Here is a 19671-nt window from a genome sequence, read left to right on the forward strand (position 1 = left end):
GGTAGTTTGTGACAAAAAATACGATACAAGAGTCCGTAGCAACAGGAAGAAGAAAGCAAGCTGTTTCTAGCGTTCGCCTTCGTTCTGGAAATGGGAAGATCGACGTTAATGGCAAGACTTTAGAGCAGTACTTCCCCCTTGAAATACAAAGAGCAACAATCTTGGCTCCGCTCAAAATGCTTGGAGATGTCAGTAATTTTGACTTGATTATCCGAGTAAGCGGTGGTGGAGTTCAAGGGCAAGTGATTGCTACTCGATTGGGATTGGCTAGAGCTGTTTTGCAGGAGAAAGAGGAGATGAAGCAAGAGCTGAAATCTCAAGGATTTTTGACTCGAGATCCTCGTAAGAAAGAACGTAAAAAATATGGACGTAAGAAAGCTCGTAAGAGTTTCCAATTCTCCAAACGATAAGATCCATTCTTGTCAGATATTTATTGGAAAAGCCTTCTTTCAAAAGAAGGCTTTTCTGTTTTTAGGCATACCAAACACCGCTTCTCGAATCTTCTTTCTAAAATACAATTGGTTCCCGCAGAAAAAACTGTCGTCTCCTAAGGATACTTTTTCTACCATCCCACATTTTTCTGAAGCATGAATGAATTGATTTTCTGCAGTCTTCATCATAACGTGATCAATCCGACCTGTAGAGGCTTTTTTTAGAAAAATCAACCCCCCTATAGGTAAGCAGGAAAAATTTTTTATGGGGAAACAATCTTTGAACTGGTCCCTGGCATTGCGGGGAATATTTCTTCCCATTGCTTGGTAAAGAAGTTGAACGAATCCAGAACAATCTACTCCATTGCTGGGGAGGTGCGCATGAATGCATCTTCCACCCCAAACGTATGGAGTGGTTATAAGCTGTTCTGCCAAATTTACTAGGTCTTCTGAAGAGAAAGGAGCGTCTAAGAAACGAAAGTTTTTAGTATGACAAAACCCTTCCACAAAATGGCTTTTTGAGAAAACATTTAATGCCGCGATGCTCTCAGGAGAGAGCACTACTTGGTTGATAGTGTTTATATGAAGAGGGCTTGCAAAAGGAAGAGGAATATGCCAAGGCTCTAGAAAAGCTTCTTGAGAACAAATAATGGCATTGGGAGAGGGGGTTTGAGAAGAAAAAAGGGGGCTTTCTTTAAGAGTGGCTCCAGGATAAGGTTGCCAGAAGGAGGAAAAAAACAACTGAGAATAGGCGTAATGTCGATTATTGTGTAGAAATACTCGTTCGCCGAACAAAACCTGTGTTTCGATATCTTGGGAGTCTGATAAAAGATCGCAAACAGGAGAGAGCAAGACTCGGGGCATAATCACCTCGGTAGAAAACCCACAAGGGATTGCAGGTAATGACCTGCGATCCTTGCCCGGAGATTATATCAAAGAAAAAATTTTCTGCGTGTTAGTCTTCTTCGTCACAACAATTCCAGCAATCGCAATCATCGCAATCACAATACTCGCAATGGGTATTTTTTTTCGCGGGCTGAGAAGACAAAGAAAGGCTGGTTAAAATTCTTTCAAATACTTGTTGAGCAGGAGCATTAGCATCAATGACGACGAGCCTTTGCAGATCAGTGTAATAATCTAAAACCGGTTGTGTTTCTTGTTTATAAGTTTGAATTCGATTTAGGATCACTTCCGGAGTATCATCTGATCTGCGAACGAGCTCTACTAAACATCTTGGGCAGAGGGAAAAACCTTGTTGCTTATTATAAATGCCTTGACAAGATGGGCAAATGTATCGAGCAGTTAAGCGATTCAGGACCTCTTCATCAGAAATGTCTAAGAGAACGACCTTGTAATCAGGGAAATAGGAACAAAGAAACTCGTCCAACAGTTTCGCTTGCGCAACTGTTCGGGGAAAACCATCTAAAATAGCGCTATCTTCTAAACGAGATAGAAAGGAAAGTTTTCTTAATAAAGTATCTTGCTGTAACTCATCGAGCCGTTCACGGACTAACTCCCAAACCAGTTCATCTGGTAGTAATTTGCCTTGGTCTAGGTAAGATTTAATTTCTTCCCCAAGAGCTGTTTGTTTAGAAACCGCATTTCTAAGTAAATCTCCGGAGCTAATATGCAGGAGAGAGAGCTGAGATGCGAGTAATTTTGACTGGGTGCCTTTCCCGGATCCTGGGGCTCCCATAATGATAAGGAAAAGAGGGGATCGATCCATTATTGTCCTAATAAAATGCTTTACAAACTGTCAAAAAAAAGCTAGCGGCCACATAGAATGTACACAAGTTTTTATTTTTTCGAAACAAAAGTTCGATAAAAGATTTTTAATTAAGAAAGGCTTTTTTTATAAAAACCTTTAGGTCAAAATGATCGGCATGAATTTCTTGCAACAAGGATGATAGGATAGTGGAACACTATTTACTAACAGCAAAGTTACTTCTTCACGGATGTGGCTACACGCTATTTATCACAACAATTTCATTGGTGTGTGGGTTGGTGCTTGGCTGGGGAATAGGAACGGTGAATTCGCGATATTTTCCTTGTCGCATCGCAAAATTTTTGGGAAATTTCTATGTAATGGCTGTTCGAGGGACTCCGCTATTCATTCAAATTTTAATTGTATATTTTGGCGTTCCCTCTTTGATAAAAGTGAATTTGTCTCCTCTCGTTGCAGGATTGGTTGCTTTAACTCTTAATTCTGCCGCATATTTAGCAGAAAATGTCCGAGGAGGGATCAATGCGCTACCTACTCAACAATGGGAGGCGGCAAAGGTATTGGGGTATAGAGGATCGCAAATATTTTGGCATATTCTGTATCCGCAAGCGTTTAAGAATATCCTTCCCTCTCTAACCAATGAATTTGTTTCTTTGATTAAGGAAAGTAGTATTCTTATGGTGGTTGGAGTTCCAGAATTGACCAAAGTAACCAAGGATATAGTAGCTAGGGAGCTCAACCCAATGGAAATGTATTTAATTTGTGCGGGGTTGTATTTGGTAATGACTTCCGCCTTTTCCTATTTTGCTAGATTGACGGAGAAGAAGTCGGCATGACTGTGGAAGTTAAAGATTTGACTGTAGCTGTTAGTGGCAAGGAAATTCTTTCAAATGTATCTTTCTCCCTAATTCCAGGACGCATTACCCTGTTTATAGGAAGAAGTGGATCAGGGAAGACCACGATTTTGCGTTCGCTAGTGGGCCTTGCCAAGGTTTCTAGTGGAAGCATTTCTGTAGCAGGAGATCCTCCTGGATTTGTTTTTCAACAACCAGAACTTTTCCCCCATATGACAGTGCTAGACAATTGTGCACATCCTCAGATAGTGGTGAAAAAACGAGAACAAAGCGAAGCTAGAAAGAGGGCTGTCGATCTTCTAAGTATGTTAGAAGTAAGCGAATGTGCTTCGAGTTATCCCCATCAGTTATCCGGAGGCCAGAGACAGCGAGTCGCGATTGCTCGTGCTCTCGCTCTTGATACGCGAACGATTCTTTTTGATGAGCCCACCTCTGCTTTAGATCCTTTCTCTGCATCCAAGTTTCTTCAATTGGTGCTTTCTTTGAAAAAACAAGGCATGACTATCGCGATTTCTACTCATGATATGTTGTTTATCAATCAATGCATGGATAGAGTGTATCTTGTAGATAAGGGGCGGATTATCGGCTCCTACGATAGTCAGAATGAAGATCTTCAAGCTAGCAGTGCTGTTAAGCAGTATCTTGCTTTACAGGAAAGTTCTTCAGAGGATCGACAATAGCATTACTCGGATTCGGGAACCTCCCACGGAAGAGGGGAGACCGTCTGTGGAGGAGTTGGTTCTCCCAATGATGAGAACAGTTTATCTGCTAATGAGTTTAATGGGCCCGCAATCGTATAGCTTTTCAATAAAGCAATTCGAGCATAGGCAGAGGACCAATCTATCTCAGGAGATGAAATAGGCCCGCGAATCTTGATTAAAAAAAAGTTTTTCGTTTTGAGCACTGTATTGCGGAAAAGCTTTTTAATGAATTCGGGATCAATGCCCAAAGTCATTGCTAATCGCTCGCGGATAATGTCCGTTTTTCCCCATAACGCTAGGCGTATGCGTCCATCAATGAGAGCGTCAAAGCGCTTACAAATAATTTGCCCGTTTTGTACAGAAAAGAAAATCGGAGTGAACCAAGATTCAACACGTTGTTGCTCTGCTTCAACATCTAAAAATTGAAAGAGATCTTGCATGATTCCTGTATTCGCGATTTCTATCTTTCCGAAATCTAGAGAAGCGGATTGGAGACGGAAGTTTTCAAAAGAGTAAGGTTTAATTGGAAGGTAAAAATTTTGCTGATTGACGCGTAAACTTACGGGATGCTTAGAGTAGGCTCCTCCTTCTGCAATTAATGGATTGAATTCTCTGAGAAAGGCCTTATTAATTTCCTCATTAATGTGTAAAGATGCTGTAAGATCTTCTTTCAAAAGAATAGCATGTTCTGTAAGCACTAAAGGTAAATAGGCTGCCAGATTTTCAGAGTCTACCTTAATCGTTAAAGGCCCTTCTCCCCCAGAAAAGTCGTTATAAATAGAAACGTGGATTTTTGGGCCAGCTAAAGAGGTCAGCTTAGCGCGAACCCCAGGAGAAATTGGAAAAATACCTGAGATGAAAGAAGTGGGAATATTAGTCCAAGTTGCGGTTTGAGAGAAGGTTCTTGTTTCATTCATTAAAATATTTCTGGCCTCGCCTTCAATGATAAAAGATACAGGCTCTTTATTATCTTGGTTGGGAGCTAAACAATTTCCATTGAGTTGATATTGGATCTGATCGTTCAAATTTTGTGCGTGAATAGAACCAGATATATTATTCACGATAAAGTTTTCTTTAGATAGGTAGTCATAAAAAACTAAAGGAGTAGAGGATAGCTTTCCCTCTATCCCGCCTTCCGACAATAGGGAAAGACAGGAATACCCAGTTTTTTTATCTGCGCAAGAAATTTTAGAAAGATCCAGTCGGAAGGTGGCTGGTCGGTTTAGAATACAAGATGGAGCACACGATGCTTTTTCAAAAAACGAGCTATATCGTTCGGGAGAAATTTCCCATTGTAGTGATCCGCGCGTTTGTTCAGTTAGAGACAATGACCGGTCCATCACGAAACGTAAATCCCCAGTTAAAGCATCGGTTTTGAAGCTGGAAGAGACCGTGAATGTTTCCTCTTGATCAGGGGAGTAAAGAAGCTGAAAGGAGGCCTCTCCTGTTTCTCCGATGTAACGAGATAAAGAGGCGTCTTTATGCTGTAGTCGAATTAGCCTGTCTATAGGTAATTGTAAAAGCTCTCCAGAGGCTTGAATAGAGATGTTTTCAGCAGTCCAAGGAGAAGATGGATCTAAAGAGGAAATAACAATATCGGGAATAAGAAGTTTGGTCTCTATGAGATTAGGAGCTTCTGGATCCACTAAGGATAGTTTTATGTTTCCTTTGAGCAAGGCTTTTCCTCCATCAGAATGTAAAGAAAAGCTCGAACGAGTCATGTGTAGGGGAGCAAATTTGGGTAAAAACAGATCTAGAGGAAGAGAGGAAAGCGTTCCATATACTAAAAGAGAGGAGTTGGATGGTTTAATTGCTTCGCTAGTTTTACCGAATTTCCCGTGGATAAATATTTCATTTTCTCCTGCAATGAGACGCGCGGATAGTTTTGGGAAAAAGATGTGTTTTTTGGCGAAATGCATTTTCCCAGAAAACAAGGTTTGTATTTGCAAAAAATGGGGAGCCAAATGCTCTTTCCAGCGTTCGGATAATGTGTAGGAGCCCTCTCCATTAAACTGTAAGGCTTGTAAGGGTCCAGAAAAGGTGCATGATAAGCGTAATAGCGGATTATCTAGCAAAGCTTCGCAGGAGAGTTGTTTATTACGATACTTCCCTTGGATATCCAAAGTATAGTAGGGAACTTCGAGAGGGGTATTTATCTCAAGAGGTTTAGGAAGCAAGGCTCGTAAATATGTATGCGGCAATAGAGACTGTTGAATATGAAACTCTGCGGAATGCTTACGGTTGTCTATAGAGAGCGTGCTATGAATATAGGATGGAGAGGCTCCTCCTAAGCTTGCCGAAGAGGAAGAGCGAATGACAGTAAAGCGCTCTGATTTGTTTACAGAGATTTTTGTATTCTCTGTTCGAATGGAAAGATTAGGATCGGAGGCGGTTACAGAAATTTGAGGTAAGTTTGCTTGTAAGGAAAATTCAGCGGTTCCCCATTTCGAAATAGATAGGGGAAGTTTGGCATCAGATATAAAAAGGTATGCTTCTTGTGAGCGGATAGGGGTGTCCGTTGGAGATAGTTCTGAGAGAATGCTGGAGGTTATAGTCGGCTGTAAGATTACAGACGAGGCTCCTCCTTGAGTGATTAAAAACGTGTGATCTCGTATATACCCTCGCAACTTTGCTGAGATTTGGTTTCCTTCCGTGGTGAGAGTGATAAGAGTCGAATCTTTTTCTTGATGAGCCTTTGCTGTGAGGTGAATAAGGTCTTCTGTGGATAAGATCCTGTCTATCGGGGGAGATGCAATGAAAAGTTTAAAAAGGGATGCGGGAACGGAAGAAAGCCGAATGTCGAGAAAGATTTTTGGGGAAAGAGCCCCTTCGACAGATACAGAACCTTGTATGTCATTTTCTTTGGTAAGAGCTCGGATGAGTAATTGTTGAGCTGTTTTTTTTACATAAAATCCCGAAACCGAAAGCGTGGATCCCTTGATGGTTTTCATTGTTATAGATCCTAGCTCGGATATGATGTCGCTACGTTCTATTTTAGAAAGAATGGATCCCGGATCTAAATGATAAAGAGAGGGAGAATTTATGGACAAAGACTCATCTATTTGCAGAGACCATCCCGTAAGGGTTAGCGCTTTGGGGAATCTGTAAAGAAGTAGGCGGGGGAGAGAGCCGCGTATTACAATTTTTTCTGCAGAAAAAACTTCTGCTTCTGAATCGATTCCACGAACGCGTACCTTTTTAGCCGTTTGAGAGCCGAACCAGGAAAGATGGAGCTCTTCAATTTCACAGTGCAACCCCGTTTCCCTATTCAATACGGCAAGAAATAGATACTTCCCAGATTTGCTGGAAAGAATTTGGGGAAGCAGAGCTAAAAAAATTAAAGGGAGCCCCACAAATAAATAATAGCTAAATGTTTTGTACCACGGAGAACGACTCATGAAGACACTTTTTTCGCAAATTCTGAAAGAGAGAGGTTATGAGAGCTTTTTTTTATCTCTGTAAGTATACGAGCAAGGTTTTCTTGTATTGGTAACAGAGTAGGGGCACAAATTTTTGAGAACGAAGGAGCTTTGGTGAGCTCGTTAAAGATCCCATCTATATGCAAATTGGAAATGTTGTGAGAAGGCTTGTATCCATCTTTATGTTTTAAAATCATGCCTTCTTTTTCTAAGATATCTAAACACTGGGCTGTTTCTCCAATAGAAGCTTTTGCTCGTTGAGCAAGGTAACTGGCGCTTGGAGGTGGGAGGGATTGATCGAAATACTCTGAAATAAGAGTAAGAAAATACAAACATAGAATGAATTTAAAATAGCTATTAGGGAAAACCTCTCCCTTAGGAATTAACGTGCTGAATCCTTTATTTTGAAACAGGAAGGCTAATGCTCCTCCAAATAAATAGATGATAGCATAAAGATAGAGAAGAAGAAGAAAAGAGGGGAGGGCAACAAGGGCGCCGTAGGTAAAACTGTAATTGAAAAGATGAAGTTGCAGGCAAAAGAAAACTTTTTGAGAAACTACCCAGGCGCTGCCGGCTATGGCTGCAGCCAAAAAGGCCGCGGATTTTTGTGTGGGGACCCTAGAAAGAAATGCATAACAGCAAAAGAGTATTCCATAAAGTAGGGCATAGGGAAGCACACGCGAAATCACATAAACGCAGGCCATGGCATGGCTAAAACTAAACAGCTTGGGATAACTAATAGGAAGGATTTGGGTGATATAGATCCAGGATCCACAGACGATAATGAAGATCATGGGACTCACTAGGGTAATAATAAAGTAGCTAATGAGTCTTTTTAAAGAGGCCTGCGTGATTCCCGAGCAAAATATTTTATTTAATCCATCCTCCAAGGATTGCAACATGAGGATCCCTGCCCAGCAAAAAACAAAAAAACTGCTGACCAGAACGACTCCGATATTGCTAGTTGTTGCATAAGCCGCGTCAAAAATGGCGAGGATAGGAGCTTCATAATCAGGATAGTGGAGCAACAACCATTCCTTCCAGTCCAAGCTAATAAATAGGTATTGAGAGAGTCTTAAAAAAAAGACGAGTATAGGAATACAGCTGAACAACCCATAATAACTTAGAACGCAAGCTTCTTTAGAAGCTTCGCTATGATAAAGAACCTTTGGGGCTTTTAGAAAAGATTTAATGATGAAGTTGTTGCGAAAAGAAGACGGAAGCTTTTGAATAAAAGACAAAGACCGCAACATGGTGAATTTATAATAAAAAAGAGATCTTAAAAAGATTTTAAACTAAAAAGAAGATTTTTAATTATCTTTTTTTAATGCAGAGATGAACAAGAAAAGCGGAAACTCCTTGCGACAAAGGTTCTCTGCTCGAGCTCTCTTTCCAGAGGATGTTTTTGGAGAGATCCACTCCTCCATACCATCAATGAGAAGGTTATGTTTAGACAGAGCTTGCACCCAATAGCTTAAGGGGAAGTGAAAGGAATACGTTTTCTCAGACTGCTTCTCTCCAGGATGAGCAACGATAGGAATTGTTAAGGGAGACAGGTAGCGGTCAATCTTTCTAGATAAAAGTTTTTTGGGCTCATCATACAGCCAAGAAGAGAGGCGGGGAATACGAAAGCAGGGGTGATTTAATACGATAAACATTCTCCCCTGAGGAGCCAGTAGTTGCGCAGTATGCGCAATGGCCCGTTCTGGCGATTCCATATTTTGAAGAGAAAGAATAGCTACGGCATGGGAAAATGAATTACAGTGAGTTGTCGGTAGGGGGAGCATCATATCGTGATGCAGGAATTGGCGGGATCGTGAAGAGGCGCTCTTTTTAGCGAAACGCAACAGGCTAGGAGAAAGATCTATCCCTAGGTAGGGGAGCTTTTTAGGTAAATGTTTTTCTAAAATCCCCTGTCCGCACCCTATGTCAACTAAAGAAGACTCGGGAGACAAATGTAATTGAGAAAGCAGGTTAGGAAGAATGACTTCCTTGTGATAAAAGTGCCCTTCACGATCGACTGCCTGGTTGTAATCCTGGGCAATAGATTCCCAGGAAGTGTCTGAAGAAGGTCTTGTACGCCGCGATGAATAAGAAGCCGATTTTTTAGACATAACAAGAGATCCCCCATTTTTCTACCCCAAGCACAATAAGGGGTTTAGGGGCGTTTCGTCAAGCGAGAACTGTGTAAAGTTCTTAACGCAAACTTTTAAAAAGGAATCCTAGTTTCTCTAGGTATGGCTCTAAAAATATTGGTTAATTAATAAAGACCCTCGTCTTCATCTTGGATGATTTTCTTTGGGTCGGGTACAATGCCTCCCGAATCACGGCTTTGGCAGGATTTTGACGGTCTAAGTTTCAAAGATCTATGCGTATCGATGGTCGAAATGCAAGTTCTAGCTACGCAGGCCAGAATCCCAGAGGTACAAGGAAAGAAATTCTGTCGTGGGAGGGGGTGCAGTTATGGCTTGTTGTACTTGCGTGTATGGTTACAATGAGATTTGCCATAAAGAGACCGCAGAGAAGGTCGCCGCAGTTACTGTGGATTGCGTGCTTTTTCATCTGGCAGCAGCTGTGGCTACAGCGGTCTCTGTAGTGTTGCTTCTTGTTAGATTGCTTGCGTGTGCACTCTATAGCTATTGTTCTATAGAGCAACCAATGCCTTTCCTTCCTGTAACGGAAAGTCGTATTGAATGGCTCACCTTGCTTCCAATCCTAGGCCCTACGGTAGTTGCTTCCGTTATTTATTGCAGAGCTAAAAAAGAAGGATATGGTTGTTTAGACTCTCTTGTGTGTGCCATGCAGTCGCCATGGATGTTGATAGACTCTATTTGCAAAAATCGAACAGAACCGGTGGTGGTAAGAATCTAAAAATGCCTGAGGAGACTCTTTTGAAAAAAATTAAAGAGGATAACTTAAAATGGTAAGTTTCGATTGGAATGCGCAGACGCAAGATATCGGCGCACAATATGACGAAATTCAAAAGATGCTGAGCGGCGTGACTCGTTCTACTGGCGGTATGGGGTTATTAACTCCTTGTGCGCGCTCGCCAATGAGTCGTTTTTGTTCTTCCACAGAGCCATCTAGAGCCAGTGATTTAACGGATCATATTCAAAAGTTGGTCCGAAGTTCGGGGCCTATTAGCGGATTTTATTCCACGAGCAATGAGAAACTTTTGTTTGAGGAAGCCTTTGTTCCGCCTGTTCTCGAAGCAGTAGAGGCTACTTTTTGGGTCTCTGCTCTTGCCCGGCTGAGAGGGGATCAACCCACTGCTTGTGATACCGTACTCGTGAGTTTTTTTATTGGTGTCATTTCCTTAGTATGCGGGGTTATGTTCGTTGCTATTGTTTCCTGTGCGGTGAAAATTTATCGCTTAGTGAAAACGATGAAGCGTGCGCGCGCCCTCAAAGAAAATGCGCGGCACATGTTAGCTCTAAACGCAACGAGTATGCGCGCTGCTTTTATGAAGCTTAAGGGAATGGTGGCTATACGAGCTCTCGACCAAGTAGAGAAAGGCTATCGAACATTAAGAAATAAAATGATCACCTCCTTTGTAGCAAATGCGTTAATTACGATGGCTTTTGGCGCTTTGTTAGCATCGGCTATCATTGCCGCTTTCTTTTTTGGGGCCGCAAGCGTTGGTTTAATGGCTGCTTTCTTTGGATGCTTAGGGGGAGGACTTGGGGCCTTAGCTATTGGAGTGTTGGTTGGAATTGTTTCCGCCGTTTGTCAGCGTAGTTATAAGCGAGACGCTGCACGACACATCCAAAGCGGGGTTCTTTACGCTCTTATTCTTGAGCAAATGCAAAGATTCCCAAAAGAGTTTTTGAGGGATGCTGTGTCAAAGAGTGTGGTTGCTCTTCAAGCAGGAGAAGCTTTAGATGCAGGAGAATTTGATTGGACAGAAATGCCTAGCATCACCGCTTGCTTAGGAAGAGAAGGGGCTGATGCGCAAGCCTATTCCTTTATTTCTGCTTCTCCTATGGATGCTTGTGTAGAAGAAACTCCTTACTGATACAAAACTTTGTCAAAAGACTTTCGATAAAAGAAATTTCTGCCCATCGGGATTAGTTTGTGGTATAGTGCAGCCAGTCTTGGATGCACTTTAAAGGGAATCTATGGGAATTTCTTTTTTTCGTCGTAAGCTTGCTGGCATAGAATATATAGAAAGTCCCGGAGACCCAGAGGCTCCGCTGATTGTTTTTTGCCATGGGTATGGAGCTAGCGCGGATAACCTTACCTTTTTTCCTTCTATGTGTAAATGCGGCTCTTTGTGCCCCACATGGGTGTTCCCTCACGGAATAGAAAAGCTCGCTTATGAACTTGGCGGGGGAAGAGCGTGGTTCCCTTTGGACGTCAAGCTTTTTGAATACCTGATTTCTTCTCAAGAAGTTTCCCCAGATACGGACCGACTATACCAACAGTTATTGGATGTGGATTTCGAAAAGCCCCGGCAAGCCTTGGAGGGGCTAATTCACGAATTAGGGAGAGATCGGTCTGAAGTGATCATAGGAGGGTTTAGCCAAGGTGCTATGATGACGACTCATCTCATGCTCTCTTCTCGCCTTCCTTATCGAGGCGCCTTGATTTGCTCTGGTGCTGCAGTTCCTAATCAGGGTTGGGAAGAGAAAACACTTTTATGTGGGAAAACACCGTATATCCAAAGCCATGGGTATGATGATCCCATTTTGCCCTATTTTCTTGGGGAGCGCTTACATAAGATCTTGGCTTCTTCCCTAACGGGAGAATGTGTTTCTTTCCATGGGGGACACGAAATTCCAGTGGCTATGATGCAAAAAATTCAGGAAAGCATCATCCTATGGAACCAGCAGACGTAAGGAGAACTCGAAATGTTTTCGCAACAGATTGAGAGAATCAAATCTGGGCAGGTATTTGCTTTCCCAACGGATACTGTGTATGGGTTAGGAGTTTCTTTTCATGTTCCAGAAGCAGATCGACAGTTGTTTGCTCTTAAACGCAGAGATCCCCAGAAAGCTCTATCTGTTTACGTCTCTTCTTTAGAGGAGCTAGAAGAGATTGCGCATCTTCGCTTAGGAGAGGCGTCGAATAGGCTTGTTAAAACATTTCTTCCGGGTCCGCTTACCTTGATTACGAAACATCATAACCCTAGATTCCCTCAAAAAACGCTAGGATTTAGGATCGTTGACCACCCTATTGTTAAGCAAATGATTCATGAGGTGGGACCTTTGCTTGCCACTTCAGCAAATATATCAGGATTTCCTTCCGCAGTTTCTTCTGATGAAGTGAAACAGGATTTTTCCCAAAAGAATATTTTAGTGATTCCTGGGACTTGTTCTATAGGATTGGAATCTACTGTAGTTGATGCGGAAAAGCGTATTATTTATCGCGAAGGGGTGGTATCTGTCGCGGAAATAGAAAAAGTGTTAGAAACAAAATGCGTGTGCCTGCCCCAAGAGCAAGCTTTTAGAAAGCAGGTGCGGATGCATGTTGTGAAAAACCAAGAAGATTTGCGTTCCTATCTCTCTACTCGACCAGACTTTATGGGAGTCATTTGCCTTCAGCCCTGCCCGCAAACATTTTATTCCGTTCTGAGACAGGCTTTACGATCCACCATGCAGGAGGTGGTTTTTGTTTACGATGAGAGAAATACCAAATACCCTGTTCTTTCTCGTTTTTTAGGAGTGAGAGTATGATAGTGGATATGCATTGTGATATGCTTTCGCATGAAAATTTTTCTCCCACAAATCCTTCTGTACGAAGCTCTCCCGATCAATTGATAGAAGGAGGTGTCGGGCTGCAAGTCTGTGCGCTATTTACTGAATCGCAAGAATTCACAACGCTGGACCAACAAAATCAGTTGTTTTTTTCTTTAATGGAACAAGACGAAAGACTGGTTCCGTTAGCTTATGAGCCACAAGAGGCATGTTTGCTGCAAATGATTCGTAGTATAGAAAATGCTTCGGGATTGGGCTCAGATGAAGTTCCCTTGCAAGAGCTTTTCCGTAAACTACTGGCTTTACATAAACAAGGACCTTTAGCTTACGTAGGACTGGTTTGGAATTTTGCAAATCGTTTGGGTGGTGGTGTTTTAGATCCAAAGCGTTTGTCGCGGGATGGGGAAATTTTTTTAGAATTTTTGCATGCTTTGGCCATCCCTGTGGACCTTAGTCATTGTTCAGATCCTTTGGCAGAAGATGTTTTAGATTTTACTGCAAACAAGTTGCCCGATATGTTTGTGTTGGCTAGCCATTCTAACTTTCGTGCAGTTCAGGATGTTGCGAGGAACTTATTAGATGTGCATGCCAAGGAGATTGCCGCAAGAAATGGGGTGATTGGTTTGAATGGAGTCTCCGCCTTCGTAGGAGACTCTCTAGAAGATATGAAAAAGCATATTTTCCATGCACAAGAGTTAGGTATTGCAGATAGCCTGGTATTAGGGACAGACTTTTTTTACACGGATGAGGAGAAGTTTTTCCCCAATTTTTCCACAGCTAAAGATCACCCAAATTTACATGCTTTAATTAAAGAATCTCTTTCCGCAAACCAAGCACGAGCTTTGTTAGAGGATACTGCGCAACAGTTTTTAAACAAGGTGATTGCTGCTCAAAAGAATGTAGTGAATACTGTTACTTATTAGTGAACTGTGCATACGTTAAATCTACACTCCCAGAGGGGAGATGAAGTACATGATCCAAAGGTCTGCCTAAAATGTAGTCATATTCCATATGGTATAGAGGTAGACAGGTAAAGTTATCGATAGCAGCTTGATCAAATTTAGCGCGAGTTAAAGGATGGAAGGCTATAGAAGTTGCTGTGGAAATAGAAAAATCTTGAATAGCGCGTTTTTGAACAAAAACATGGTATTCTAGTCCATTTAATGCCAAGTGGATACCTGCATCGCGGCATTGTTCTTTTAGTACTTCTGCCAAACGTTGACAGCGCGTAATGTTGTTGGGATAGATCAGAGTGATCTTACCTAAGGACTGCGCTGAAAAGTCTTCAGAACAGGCTGGTGCTTGGGGGCTTTCCGCTACTCTATACTGGTCTCCCAACGCATGTCTCACCAGCCTTTCTTTTTGAATGGCAGCAACTAATCGTTGTCGATTTGCTAACGACGATAACACGGGATCTTTAGGATTTAGAACTAACCAAAAGGTTCCGGCTACAGGATAATGGGTATAGAGCGGGGAAATGGAACGCAATTCGATAGGAATTCCTTGATGCCAGGGCTGCCCAACCCAATCTATATCTCCTCTACGGAGTAAGTGTAAAGCTGTATAAATGTTTGGAATGATGCGAAAGTTTATAGAGCGAAGCTGTATAAGCGCTTTGTCGTAATAATGAGGATTTTTATGTAAAACCAGCGTCTGTCCTTGTACATACGTATGGGGCATAAAAGGGCCGGATGATAGCAAAGGATTCTTCGGACGATATACGGAGAAGAAAGGGGATGCTAAAACAGCTAACAATTGAGAACAAGGCTCTTTCAATTGGACTACAATTTCTAAAGGAGAGGGGGCATAAAAAGTTAAATTCTCAAACAATTCGGGATAGCGACCCGTTTTTTGTGTATGCTCCCATGCAGCAATAACATCTTCTGCTAGTAAAAGCGAGCCGTCGCTCCATTTGGCATCTTTTCGAATGAAGAAGCGATAGCAGAGAGCATTTTCAGTCACCTGATAGGAAGATGCTAAAGCGGGAATCGGTCCAGACGGGCTTTCGCGAAAGAGAGTGGTAAATAAAATTTTGGACAAAGAAAAATTAAACGCATTTTCTCCTCTTTCTGGGGAAAGAGAGTAGGGATCATCGTGAATAGCAATGGTTAAAGTGTGTTCTGGGGGAGAATAAGAGCAACTTGTTATCAAAAACGCTGTAATAACAAAAAAGACAGAACGGAATCTCATAAAAAATTTGATTGTTTCTGAGCAGAACCAGGGGCTTTTACTTGTTGCTGCTTCTATTTCAGAGACGTATAATGCTTGCCTGGAGAGCAGCTACTATAATAGCTGCTAGAGAAAAACTCCTAATATTTTCGCAAAGAAAAGTTCAAATGAATGGAATATATGCTGAATGAGATAATTTTTTTACTGCAGATCCTTGTCGTGATTGGTTTCGGCTCTTTTTGTGCTGTAAGAGACGGGATTCTATTGGGCGCATGGGTCTCGTTGCTTTCAATCATTATGAATATCTTTGTGCTGAAGCAAGTTGTCTTGTTTGGGTTTGAAGTAACCGCTGCTGATGTGTACGTAATAGGACTTTTTTCTTGTTTGAACTGTGCTCGGGAATTTTTGGGTAAAGAGAAAACGAAAAAGATTATTTTCGTTTCTTGGTGCAACACGCTAGCTTTTCTTCTGCTTACTCAGCTCCATCTCCATTTAATCCCATCTTCTGGAGATGTGAGTCAGAAGCATTATGAGGCCTTGTTTGCCCCCTCCCTTCGTCTTGTTTCCGCGTCAGTTATCACTACTATGATTGTGCAGTTTGTGGATTTTAAAGTCTTTGGGTGGCTTAAAAAACGTTCGCAGGGGCGTGTTTTTGGATTGCGTTCGACTTTTTCTGTTGCCCTTTCTCAAAGCATAGATACTGTGATTTTTTCTTTTCTAGGTTTATATGGACTTGTTGCCAATCTCCTAGATGTGATGCTGTTTTCTTTAATATCCAAAGGAGTAGCTCTTTTATTAGCTTCCCCTTGTGTAGCATTAGCCAAAGTGTTTTATAACAAGATGAAAAAAGAAGAATCTCTTTTTTAAGGGATTAACTTTTTTGTTGAGCGAGCTTTATTTAATTTTACGAATTAACGCGAACCTGCTAGCATCCCGGACTCTCATTTTTCTATTACCAAAAAACTCTGTTTGTGGACGCGGGTGTTGCAAAGAAGATCTTTTGTGGGTAATTTTATAGATGGGAAGAGACGGGAAAGAGTTCATGTTGAAAAAACCAAATAGAAACGATCCTTGTCCTTGCGGGTCGGGGAAAAAATATAAGCAGTGTTGTTTAAAATCGCAGACGCAAACAGTTCGTCATACCCCTGATGGGAAATTTAAGTTTTCTGTTACGACTTTGCCTACAACCAGTTATTCAACAGAAAGTTTTACCAAGCTATTTCAGCAATCGGTAGATTCTGTCATCCCTGAGCAAAAAGAGGTGAAGAACAAGTTCCTTATTACTAAAAATAAGGAGCTTGTAGGAAAACGCGCGATTCGAAAAGCAAAAGCAAAAGAAGAACGTATCATCTCAGAAAAACTGAGTCAGCACGAATTTCAAGTGATGGATACAACTACTTCGGACGATACGACGCCTTCTTCGCAAAATCAAGAATCGGTGTTCTTGCCTACACAAGAAGATTATCGTGTGCACAAACAAGAAGAAAATCAGGAATCAGAACTTTCTTAAGTTTTTCATTGCGAATAAAGTTTTCTTTTTGTCATAATACACCCTCTTAAGCTGGAGTAGCTCAATTGGCAGAGCATTCGATTTGTAATCGAACGGTTGAGGGTTCAATTCCTTTCTCCAGCATTCTTTTGGGGGTGTCGCATAGCGGTCAATTGCATCGGACTGTAAATCCGACTCCTTACGGATACGTTGGTTCAAATCCAGCCACCCCCAGGATTTCATAGGTTTTATTACCGTCTTCAGAAAAGCTCAACTTCTCATTTTTTCTTTTTGTTTCTCTTTTTCTTTTTCTTTTTCTTTTTCTTTTTATTGCGCGAACCACTTTTTGTTTGTTTTGTTTGTTTTTGTTTCGAAGATAAAACAAATTAATTTTTGACTTCTATTTGTTAGTTTGTTTTTTATTCAAAATAAAAACTTGGAACAATAAATGAGTGCTTCTGACAAAATTATCAATGATTGTCGGTTCGACTTTGATACAACTGTTCATGGAGATCTTTTAGCATCAAACTTGACTACAGAAGGAGACATCACGGTACAGACTATTTCTGCAACCGAGACCTTTGCTGTAGGAAGAGATGTTGATGTGAAAACACAGGACATTGTTGTTAATGGTCTTACTGGAGCCGCAGGATATGATTTAACAACTCAAAACAAAGTTTCGATCAACCTTAACGGTAATCGGCTTAGCAATGTCAAACGCCCTGTAAAAGATACGGAGCCTGTCCCTGCAAATTACATTCGCACTCCAGAATATTTTTTCTGCTCGTTGAATGAGGGAGCAAGAATCGAGTGGCGCCAGGGAAAACCTCTCCCTTTAATAGGACCCTCTCGCCTGGTTTATCAATCATCTCGCATAGAAGAGTTTATTCGTTTTGCAGACTTTGAACGAGGAAGCAGACCAGAGGATGAGGTGAAAATCAAGCTCGGCGGGACTACTGGAGTGCAGCTTCTAGCTAAGGGGATATACATCATCAATGTTGGCGTAGGAAAACGCTGGGGGTGGAATAATGGATACGGAGGAGATTTCTGCTTAGGGATTCCTTCCGGTAAGGAATATTGTGAAAGTTCCACATTTAGCAGAGGGGGGTACTATGCATCTACTGCATTAGGGACTGCGATTCATGTGAGACACGAGATAACGAATCCGGATGGACCCTTCAAAAAATCTGATGAAAACAGCATGAAAACGCTTCTCGAGGTGCGCTATAAAAGTGGAAATGATCATTCTTCTTTATCCACTTTTTATTTTGGAGTGCTTGTATACCCGGAAATAGGAGGATAGAGATGAAAAAAAAGGAACTTAAAGGAGCAGCGCCTATTCCTGGATTGAGCACAGATGAAGGAACGGGAGTTAAAGATCAAAACTTATGGTTGAATAATGCTACGTTAAAAGTAGAGGGGGATGCGACTGTTGAGGACACGCTAACAGGACGAGATCTGAAGGTAACAGGACCGAAAATTCAAACAAATGTCGATTTATCGGTAGGAAGAGATGTCAAAGGAAAGCGAACATCTCTTGGTGAAACAGTACTAAAAGGAGATTTTAGTATCCAATGTGGGCAAGGACAAGTCCCTCAATTTACAAATTTGAGCGATCCTCTTGCTGCTAGAGATGCGATTACTTTTGATTACTATAGAGACAAATCTGCGCAGGCTTATAACTGTGCCACGCATCGTAATGGTGCCTCAGTGGGGGGGGGGAGTTTTTTCGATTTACGCTTGAATAATAGAGAAGATTCGGAATCATACACTCCGATGTATCGAAATCGATTTTACTGGAATGACAAAGAAACGAAAAAACTGTATTTAAAAAGCCCGGGCATCTATCAAGTTGCTTTTCAAGTTTTCCGAAGCTCGGGTCATCACGCAGGAAATGATGACCCTACCATTTTCTTAAGATTATACACCTCTGCTTATGAATACACGAATCTCTGTACGGGGGATACTCGGGGATTCTCTTCAGGGACCACAACGAATACTTCTCTATATTCTATTTTTTCTATTCCATCCATAGGGGGTCAGCACCCGTTTATACAAGTCTTTACAAAGATCGAAGTTCGCGTTGCCTACTCGATGCTCAATGTGATTTGGTTCCCATTCAGTGCTTCTTATACGGAGGAGGATTAATGACAACTCCTGCTAATAATAATATTGATGTTTCTTTCCCTACGTTTGTGCGGTTGAATGTACAAACTACAGGATTAACTGACGAAGAGAAGAAAAAAAAGGCGGTTACGATTTCGGAAACTCTAACAGCCAATGATGTAAATGTTAAACAAGATTTGGTGAGTGATACTGCGAAACTAGAATGTTCACAGGATCTGATTGCTAAAGGAAAATTCATCATTAAGAATCCTACTGCGGATATTTCTTTCGGTGGCCGAGTAAACTTAGCGGATAACACTGTAAACTATGCGTACTCTAATAATGCAGCGGTAGATTTCAACGATATTAATTCTCGCCATGGGAAGCAATATGTTCCTTATGGACTATACAAAAAAGGAGCACCCAAAATTAGTATGCGCTCCGCTCTTTCTACAGGGCATGTAGGCTCTGGGGATACCGGGGGTTGGGGAGCAGAGGTGCGCTGGGATGCTTATGCTCAGCAATTCCGAGATGACACGGACAATGCTGTGACGTTGAACTCTTCTAATCGGGGAAAATTATTTTTTACAGCTTCTCCTGAGGATCCAGCTCTATTTCGACTCTCTGTCTTTATGAGAAAAAATGGAGACTGGTTGGATAATGGAGTAGGCGGGCGTGTCATGCTCTATGCAAATGCATACGATACGAGCTCTGGATCAACTAACAAGAACAAGGTGGTGAGAAAACTTTTGGGAATCGCGGTTTGCCTCGGATCCACGTGGTACACAACAGTTCCTATGTTTTGGTGTGCATCCACCTATTATGCGACTTCACCCGGATATTTTCAGCTAATTGTAGGGGAAAGAAACTTTCGAGTTGCCTCTCTTTCTTGGAGCGTTGTTCGCCTACCTTTTGTTCTATAAAATTTTTACTCATGCCGCTTAGCTAGCTATTAGTTAAGCGGTTCTCTTTTATTCAAACTAAATAGAGATCTTTTGTTGTAGACGGATCGTTAGGCGACAAGTATAGTACTGAGAAGAGTCTTTCGCTTAATAGACTCAAGCAAAGAAACTTCGCAACAGG

At 41.6% G+C, this 19671-nt stretch carries 18 protein-coding genes, 2 tRNA genes and 1 pseudogene; 15 read left to right on the top strand and 6 right to left on the bottom strand.

Annotated elements, in window-relative coordinates:
- Positions 1 to 8: 8 nt before the first annotated feature.
- Positions 9 to 410, top strand: coding sequence for a 30S ribosomal protein S9 (rpsI, locus tag B6E89_RS00665; RefSeq protein ID WP_035405677.1), 402 nt, complete (start codon positions 9 to 11; stop codon positions 408 to 410).
- A gap of 39 nt (positions 411 to 449) precedes the next feature.
- Here rpsI and B6E89_RS00670 read toward each other — a convergent pair whose 3' ends face one another.
- Entirely contained in the window at positions 450 to 1295 is an 846-nt protein-coding gene (locus B6E89_RS00670; RefSeq protein WP_080132852.1) for a C40 family peptidase, read from the bottom strand.
- Between the two features lie 91 nt (positions 1296 to 1386).
- Positions 1387 to 2157 carry an adenylate kinase gene (locus tag B6E89_RS00675; RefSeq protein WP_035405680.1) on the bottom strand — a complete coding sequence of 257 codons (771 nt, stop codon included), beginning with the start codon at positions 2155 to 2157 and terminating at the stop codon, positions 1387 to 1389.
- A gap of 188 nt (positions 2158 to 2345) precedes the next feature.
- On the opposite strand from B6E89_RS00675, the gene B6E89_RS00680 reads away from it, so the two are divergent.
- Together B6E89_RS00680 and B6E89_RS00685 are read left to right on the top strand one after the other, a co-directional pair.
- Positions 2346 to 2990 carry an amino acid ABC transporter permease gene (locus B6E89_RS00680; RefSeq protein WP_080132854.1) on the top strand — a complete coding sequence of 215 codons (645 nt, stop codon included), beginning with the start codon at positions 2346 to 2348 and terminating at the stop codon, positions 2988 to 2990.
- Positions 2987 to 3688, top strand: coding sequence for an amino acid ABC transporter ATP-binding protein (locus B6E89_RS00685; protein ID WP_080123511.1), 702 nt, complete (start codon positions 2987 to 2989; stop codon positions 3686 to 3688). Before B6E89_RS00680 ends, B6E89_RS00685 begins: the two co-directional genes overlap by 4 nt.
- 2 nt (positions 3689 to 3690) lie before the next feature.
- Here B6E89_RS00685 and B6E89_RS00690 read toward each other — a convergent pair whose 3' ends face one another.
- From B6E89_RS00690 to B6E89_RS00700, 3 genes are read right to left on the bottom strand one after another with little or no spacing between them, the layout of a single operon-like run.
- The gene (locus B6E89_RS00690) at positions 3691 to 7107 is read right to left on the bottom strand and encodes a hypothetical protein (RefSeq protein WP_080132855.1); all 3417 of its coding nucleotides are present in this window, start codon (positions 7105 to 7107) and stop codon (positions 3691 to 3693) included.
- Positions 7104 to 8381, bottom strand: a complete 1278-nt coding sequence (locus tag B6E89_RS00695) for a YihY/virulence factor BrkB family protein (protein WP_080132856.1) — start codon at positions 8379 to 8381, stop codon at positions 7104 to 7106. Before B6E89_RS00695 ends, B6E89_RS00690 begins: the two co-directional genes overlap by 4 nt.
- A gap of 57 nt (positions 8382 to 8438) precedes the next feature.
- Positions 8439 to 9242, bottom strand: coding sequence for a class I SAM-dependent methyltransferase (locus tag B6E89_RS00700; protein WP_080123513.1), 804 nt, complete (start codon positions 9240 to 9242; stop codon positions 8439 to 8441).
- Positions 9243 to 9591: 349 nt separating this feature from the next.
- Between B6E89_RS00700 and B6E89_RS00705 the strand changes: the two genes are divergently transcribed.
- From B6E89_RS00705 to B6E89_RS00725, 5 genes and pseudogenes are all read left to right on the top strand, one after another.
- On the top strand, positions 9592 to 9999 hold the full coding sequence (locus B6E89_RS00705) for a hypothetical protein (protein WP_080122956.1): 408 nt from the start codon (positions 9592 to 9594) through the stop codon (positions 9997 to 9999).
- Between the two features lie 49 nt (positions 10000 to 10048).
- Positions 10049 to 11143 (top strand): inclusion membrane protein GarD, encoded by a 1095-nt coding sequence (gene garD, locus B6E89_RS00710; RefSeq protein ID WP_080132857.1) that lies wholly within the window; start codon positions 10049 to 10051, stop codon positions 11141 to 11143.
- Between the two features lie 103 nt (positions 11144 to 11246).
- The gene (locus B6E89_RS00715) at positions 11247 to 11966 is read left to right on the top strand and encodes an alpha/beta hydrolase family protein (RefSeq protein ID WP_080132858.1); all 720 of its coding nucleotides are present in this window, start codon (positions 11247 to 11249) and stop codon (positions 11964 to 11966) included.
- 12 nt (positions 11967 to 11978) lie between these two features.
- Positions 11979 to 12822: pseudogene (locus tag B6E89_RS00720) on the top strand (L-threonylcarbamoyladenylate synthase).
- Positions 12800 to 13747, top strand: coding sequence for a dipeptidase (locus B6E89_RS00725; RefSeq protein ID WP_080132859.1), 948 nt, complete (start codon positions 12800 to 12802; stop codon positions 13745 to 13747). The pseudogene B6E89_RS00720 and the gene B6E89_RS00725 overlap by 23 nt, the downstream one beginning before the upstream one ends.
- On the opposite strand, the gene B6E89_RS00730 is transcribed toward B6E89_RS00725, so the two are convergent.
- Entirely contained in the window at positions 13737 to 15014 is a 1278-nt protein-coding gene (locus B6E89_RS00730; RefSeq protein WP_080122916.1) for an ABC transporter substrate-binding protein, read from the bottom strand. The two genes, B6E89_RS00725 and B6E89_RS00730, sit on opposite strands and share 11 nt — an antisense overlap.
- Before the next feature lie 159 nt (positions 15015 to 15173).
- Here B6E89_RS00730 and B6E89_RS00735 point away from each other — a divergent pair, with 159 nt between their 5' ends.
- From B6E89_RS00735 to B6E89_RS00770, 7 genes are all read left to right on the top strand, one after another.
- Entirely contained in the window at positions 15174 to 15860 is a 687-nt protein-coding gene (locus B6E89_RS00735) for a queuosine precursor transporter (RefSeq protein WP_080128913.1), read from the top strand.
- Between the two features lie 175 nt (positions 15861 to 16035).
- Entirely contained in the window at positions 16036 to 16503 is a 468-nt protein-coding gene (locus B6E89_RS00740; protein ID WP_080125981.1) for a YecA family protein, read from the top strand.
- Positions 16504 to 16553: 50 nt separating this feature from the next.
- A tRNA-Thr gene (locus tag B6E89_RS00745) sits at positions 16554 to 16626 on the top strand.
- 7 nt (positions 16627 to 16633) lie between these two features.
- Positions 16634 to 16716: transfer RNA gene (locus tag B6E89_RS00750), tRNA-Tyr, on the top strand.
- Between the two features lie 214 nt (positions 16717 to 16930).
- Complete coding sequence (locus B6E89_RS00760; protein ID WP_080132863.1) at positions 16931 to 17785, top strand: hypothetical protein; 855 nt, start codon at positions 16931 to 16933, stop codon at positions 17783 to 17785.
- 2 nt (positions 17786 to 17787) lie between these two features.
- Positions 17788 to 18630, top strand: coding sequence for a hypothetical protein (locus tag B6E89_RS00765; protein ID WP_080132866.1), 843 nt, complete (start codon positions 17788 to 17790; stop codon positions 18628 to 18630).
- Positions 18630 to 19511, top strand: a complete 882-nt coding sequence (locus tag B6E89_RS00770; RefSeq protein WP_080132868.1) for a hypothetical protein — start codon at positions 18630 to 18632, stop codon at positions 19509 to 19511. The genes B6E89_RS00765 and B6E89_RS00770 overlap by 1 nt, the downstream gene beginning before the upstream one ends.
- The last annotated feature ends 160 nt before the right edge of the window (positions 19512 to 19671 follow it).

Origin of the sequence: Chlamydia suis (genome assembly GCF_900169085.1) — a bacterium.
Classification (GTDB): domain Bacteria; phylum Chlamydiota; class Chlamydiia; order Chlamydiales; family Chlamydiaceae; genus Chlamydia; species Chlamydia suis.

Bases quoted from the DNA above. Each gene is read 5' to 3' on its own strand.
- B6E89_RS00685 (WP_080123511.1), top strand. From the start codon at position 2,987: ATGACTGTGGAAGTTAAAGATTTGACTGTAGCTGTTAGTGGCAAGGAA.
- B6E89_RS00715 (WP_080132858.1), top strand. From the start codon at position 11,247: ATGGGAATTTCTTTTTTTCGTCGTAAGCTTGCTGGCATAGAATATATA.
- B6E89_RS00700 (WP_080123513.1), bottom strand. From the start codon at position 9,242: ATGTCTAAAAAATCGGCTTCTTATTCATCGCGGCGTACAAGACCTTCT.
- B6E89_RS00705 (WP_080122956.1), top strand. From the start codon at position 9,592: ATGGCTTGTTGTACTTGCGTGTATGGTTACAATGAGATTTGCCATAAA.
- B6E89_RS00690 (WP_080132855.1), bottom strand. From the start codon at position 7,107: ATGAGTCGTTCTCCGTGGTACAAAACATTTAGCTATTATTTATTTGTG.
- B6E89_RS00670 (WP_080132852.1), bottom strand. From the start codon at position 1,295: ATGCCCCGAGTCTTGCTCTCTCCTGTTTGCGATCTTTTATCAGACTCC.
- garD (WP_080132857.1), top strand. From the start codon at position 10,049: ATGGTAAGTTTCGATTGGAATGCGCAGACGCAAGATATCGGCGCACAA.
- B6E89_RS00760 (WP_080132863.1), top strand. From the start codon at position 16,931: ATGAGTGCTTCTGACAAAATTATCAATGATTGTCGGTTCGACTTTGAT.
- B6E89_RS00730 (WP_080122916.1), bottom strand. From the start codon at position 15,014: ATGAGATTCCGTTCTGTCTTTTTTGTTATTACAGCGTTTTTGATAACA.
- B6E89_RS00675 (WP_035405680.1), bottom strand. From the start codon at position 2,157: ATGGATCGATCCCCTCTTTTCCTTATCATTATGGGAGCCCCAGGATCC.
- B6E89_RS00770 (WP_080132868.1), top strand. From the start codon at position 18,630: ATGACAACTCCTGCTAATAATAATATTGATGTTTCTTTCCCTACGTTT.
- B6E89_RS00695 (WP_080132856.1), bottom strand. From the start codon at position 8,381: ATGTTGCGGTCTTTGTCTTTTATTCAAAAGCTTCCGTCTTCTTTTCGC.
- B6E89_RS00765 (WP_080132866.1), top strand. From the start codon at position 17,788: ATGAAAAAAAAGGAACTTAAAGGAGCAGCGCCTATTCCTGGATTGAGC.
- B6E89_RS00725 (WP_080132859.1), top strand. From the start codon at position 12,800: ATGATAGTGGATATGCATTGTGATATGCTTTCGCATGAAAATTTTTCT.
- B6E89_RS00740 (WP_080125981.1), top strand. From the start codon at position 16,036: ATGTTGAAAAAACCAAATAGAAACGATCCTTGTCCTTGCGGGTCGGGG.
- B6E89_RS00735 (WP_080128913.1), top strand. From the start codon at position 15,174: ATGCTGAATGAGATAATTTTTTTACTGCAGATCCTTGTCGTGATTGGT.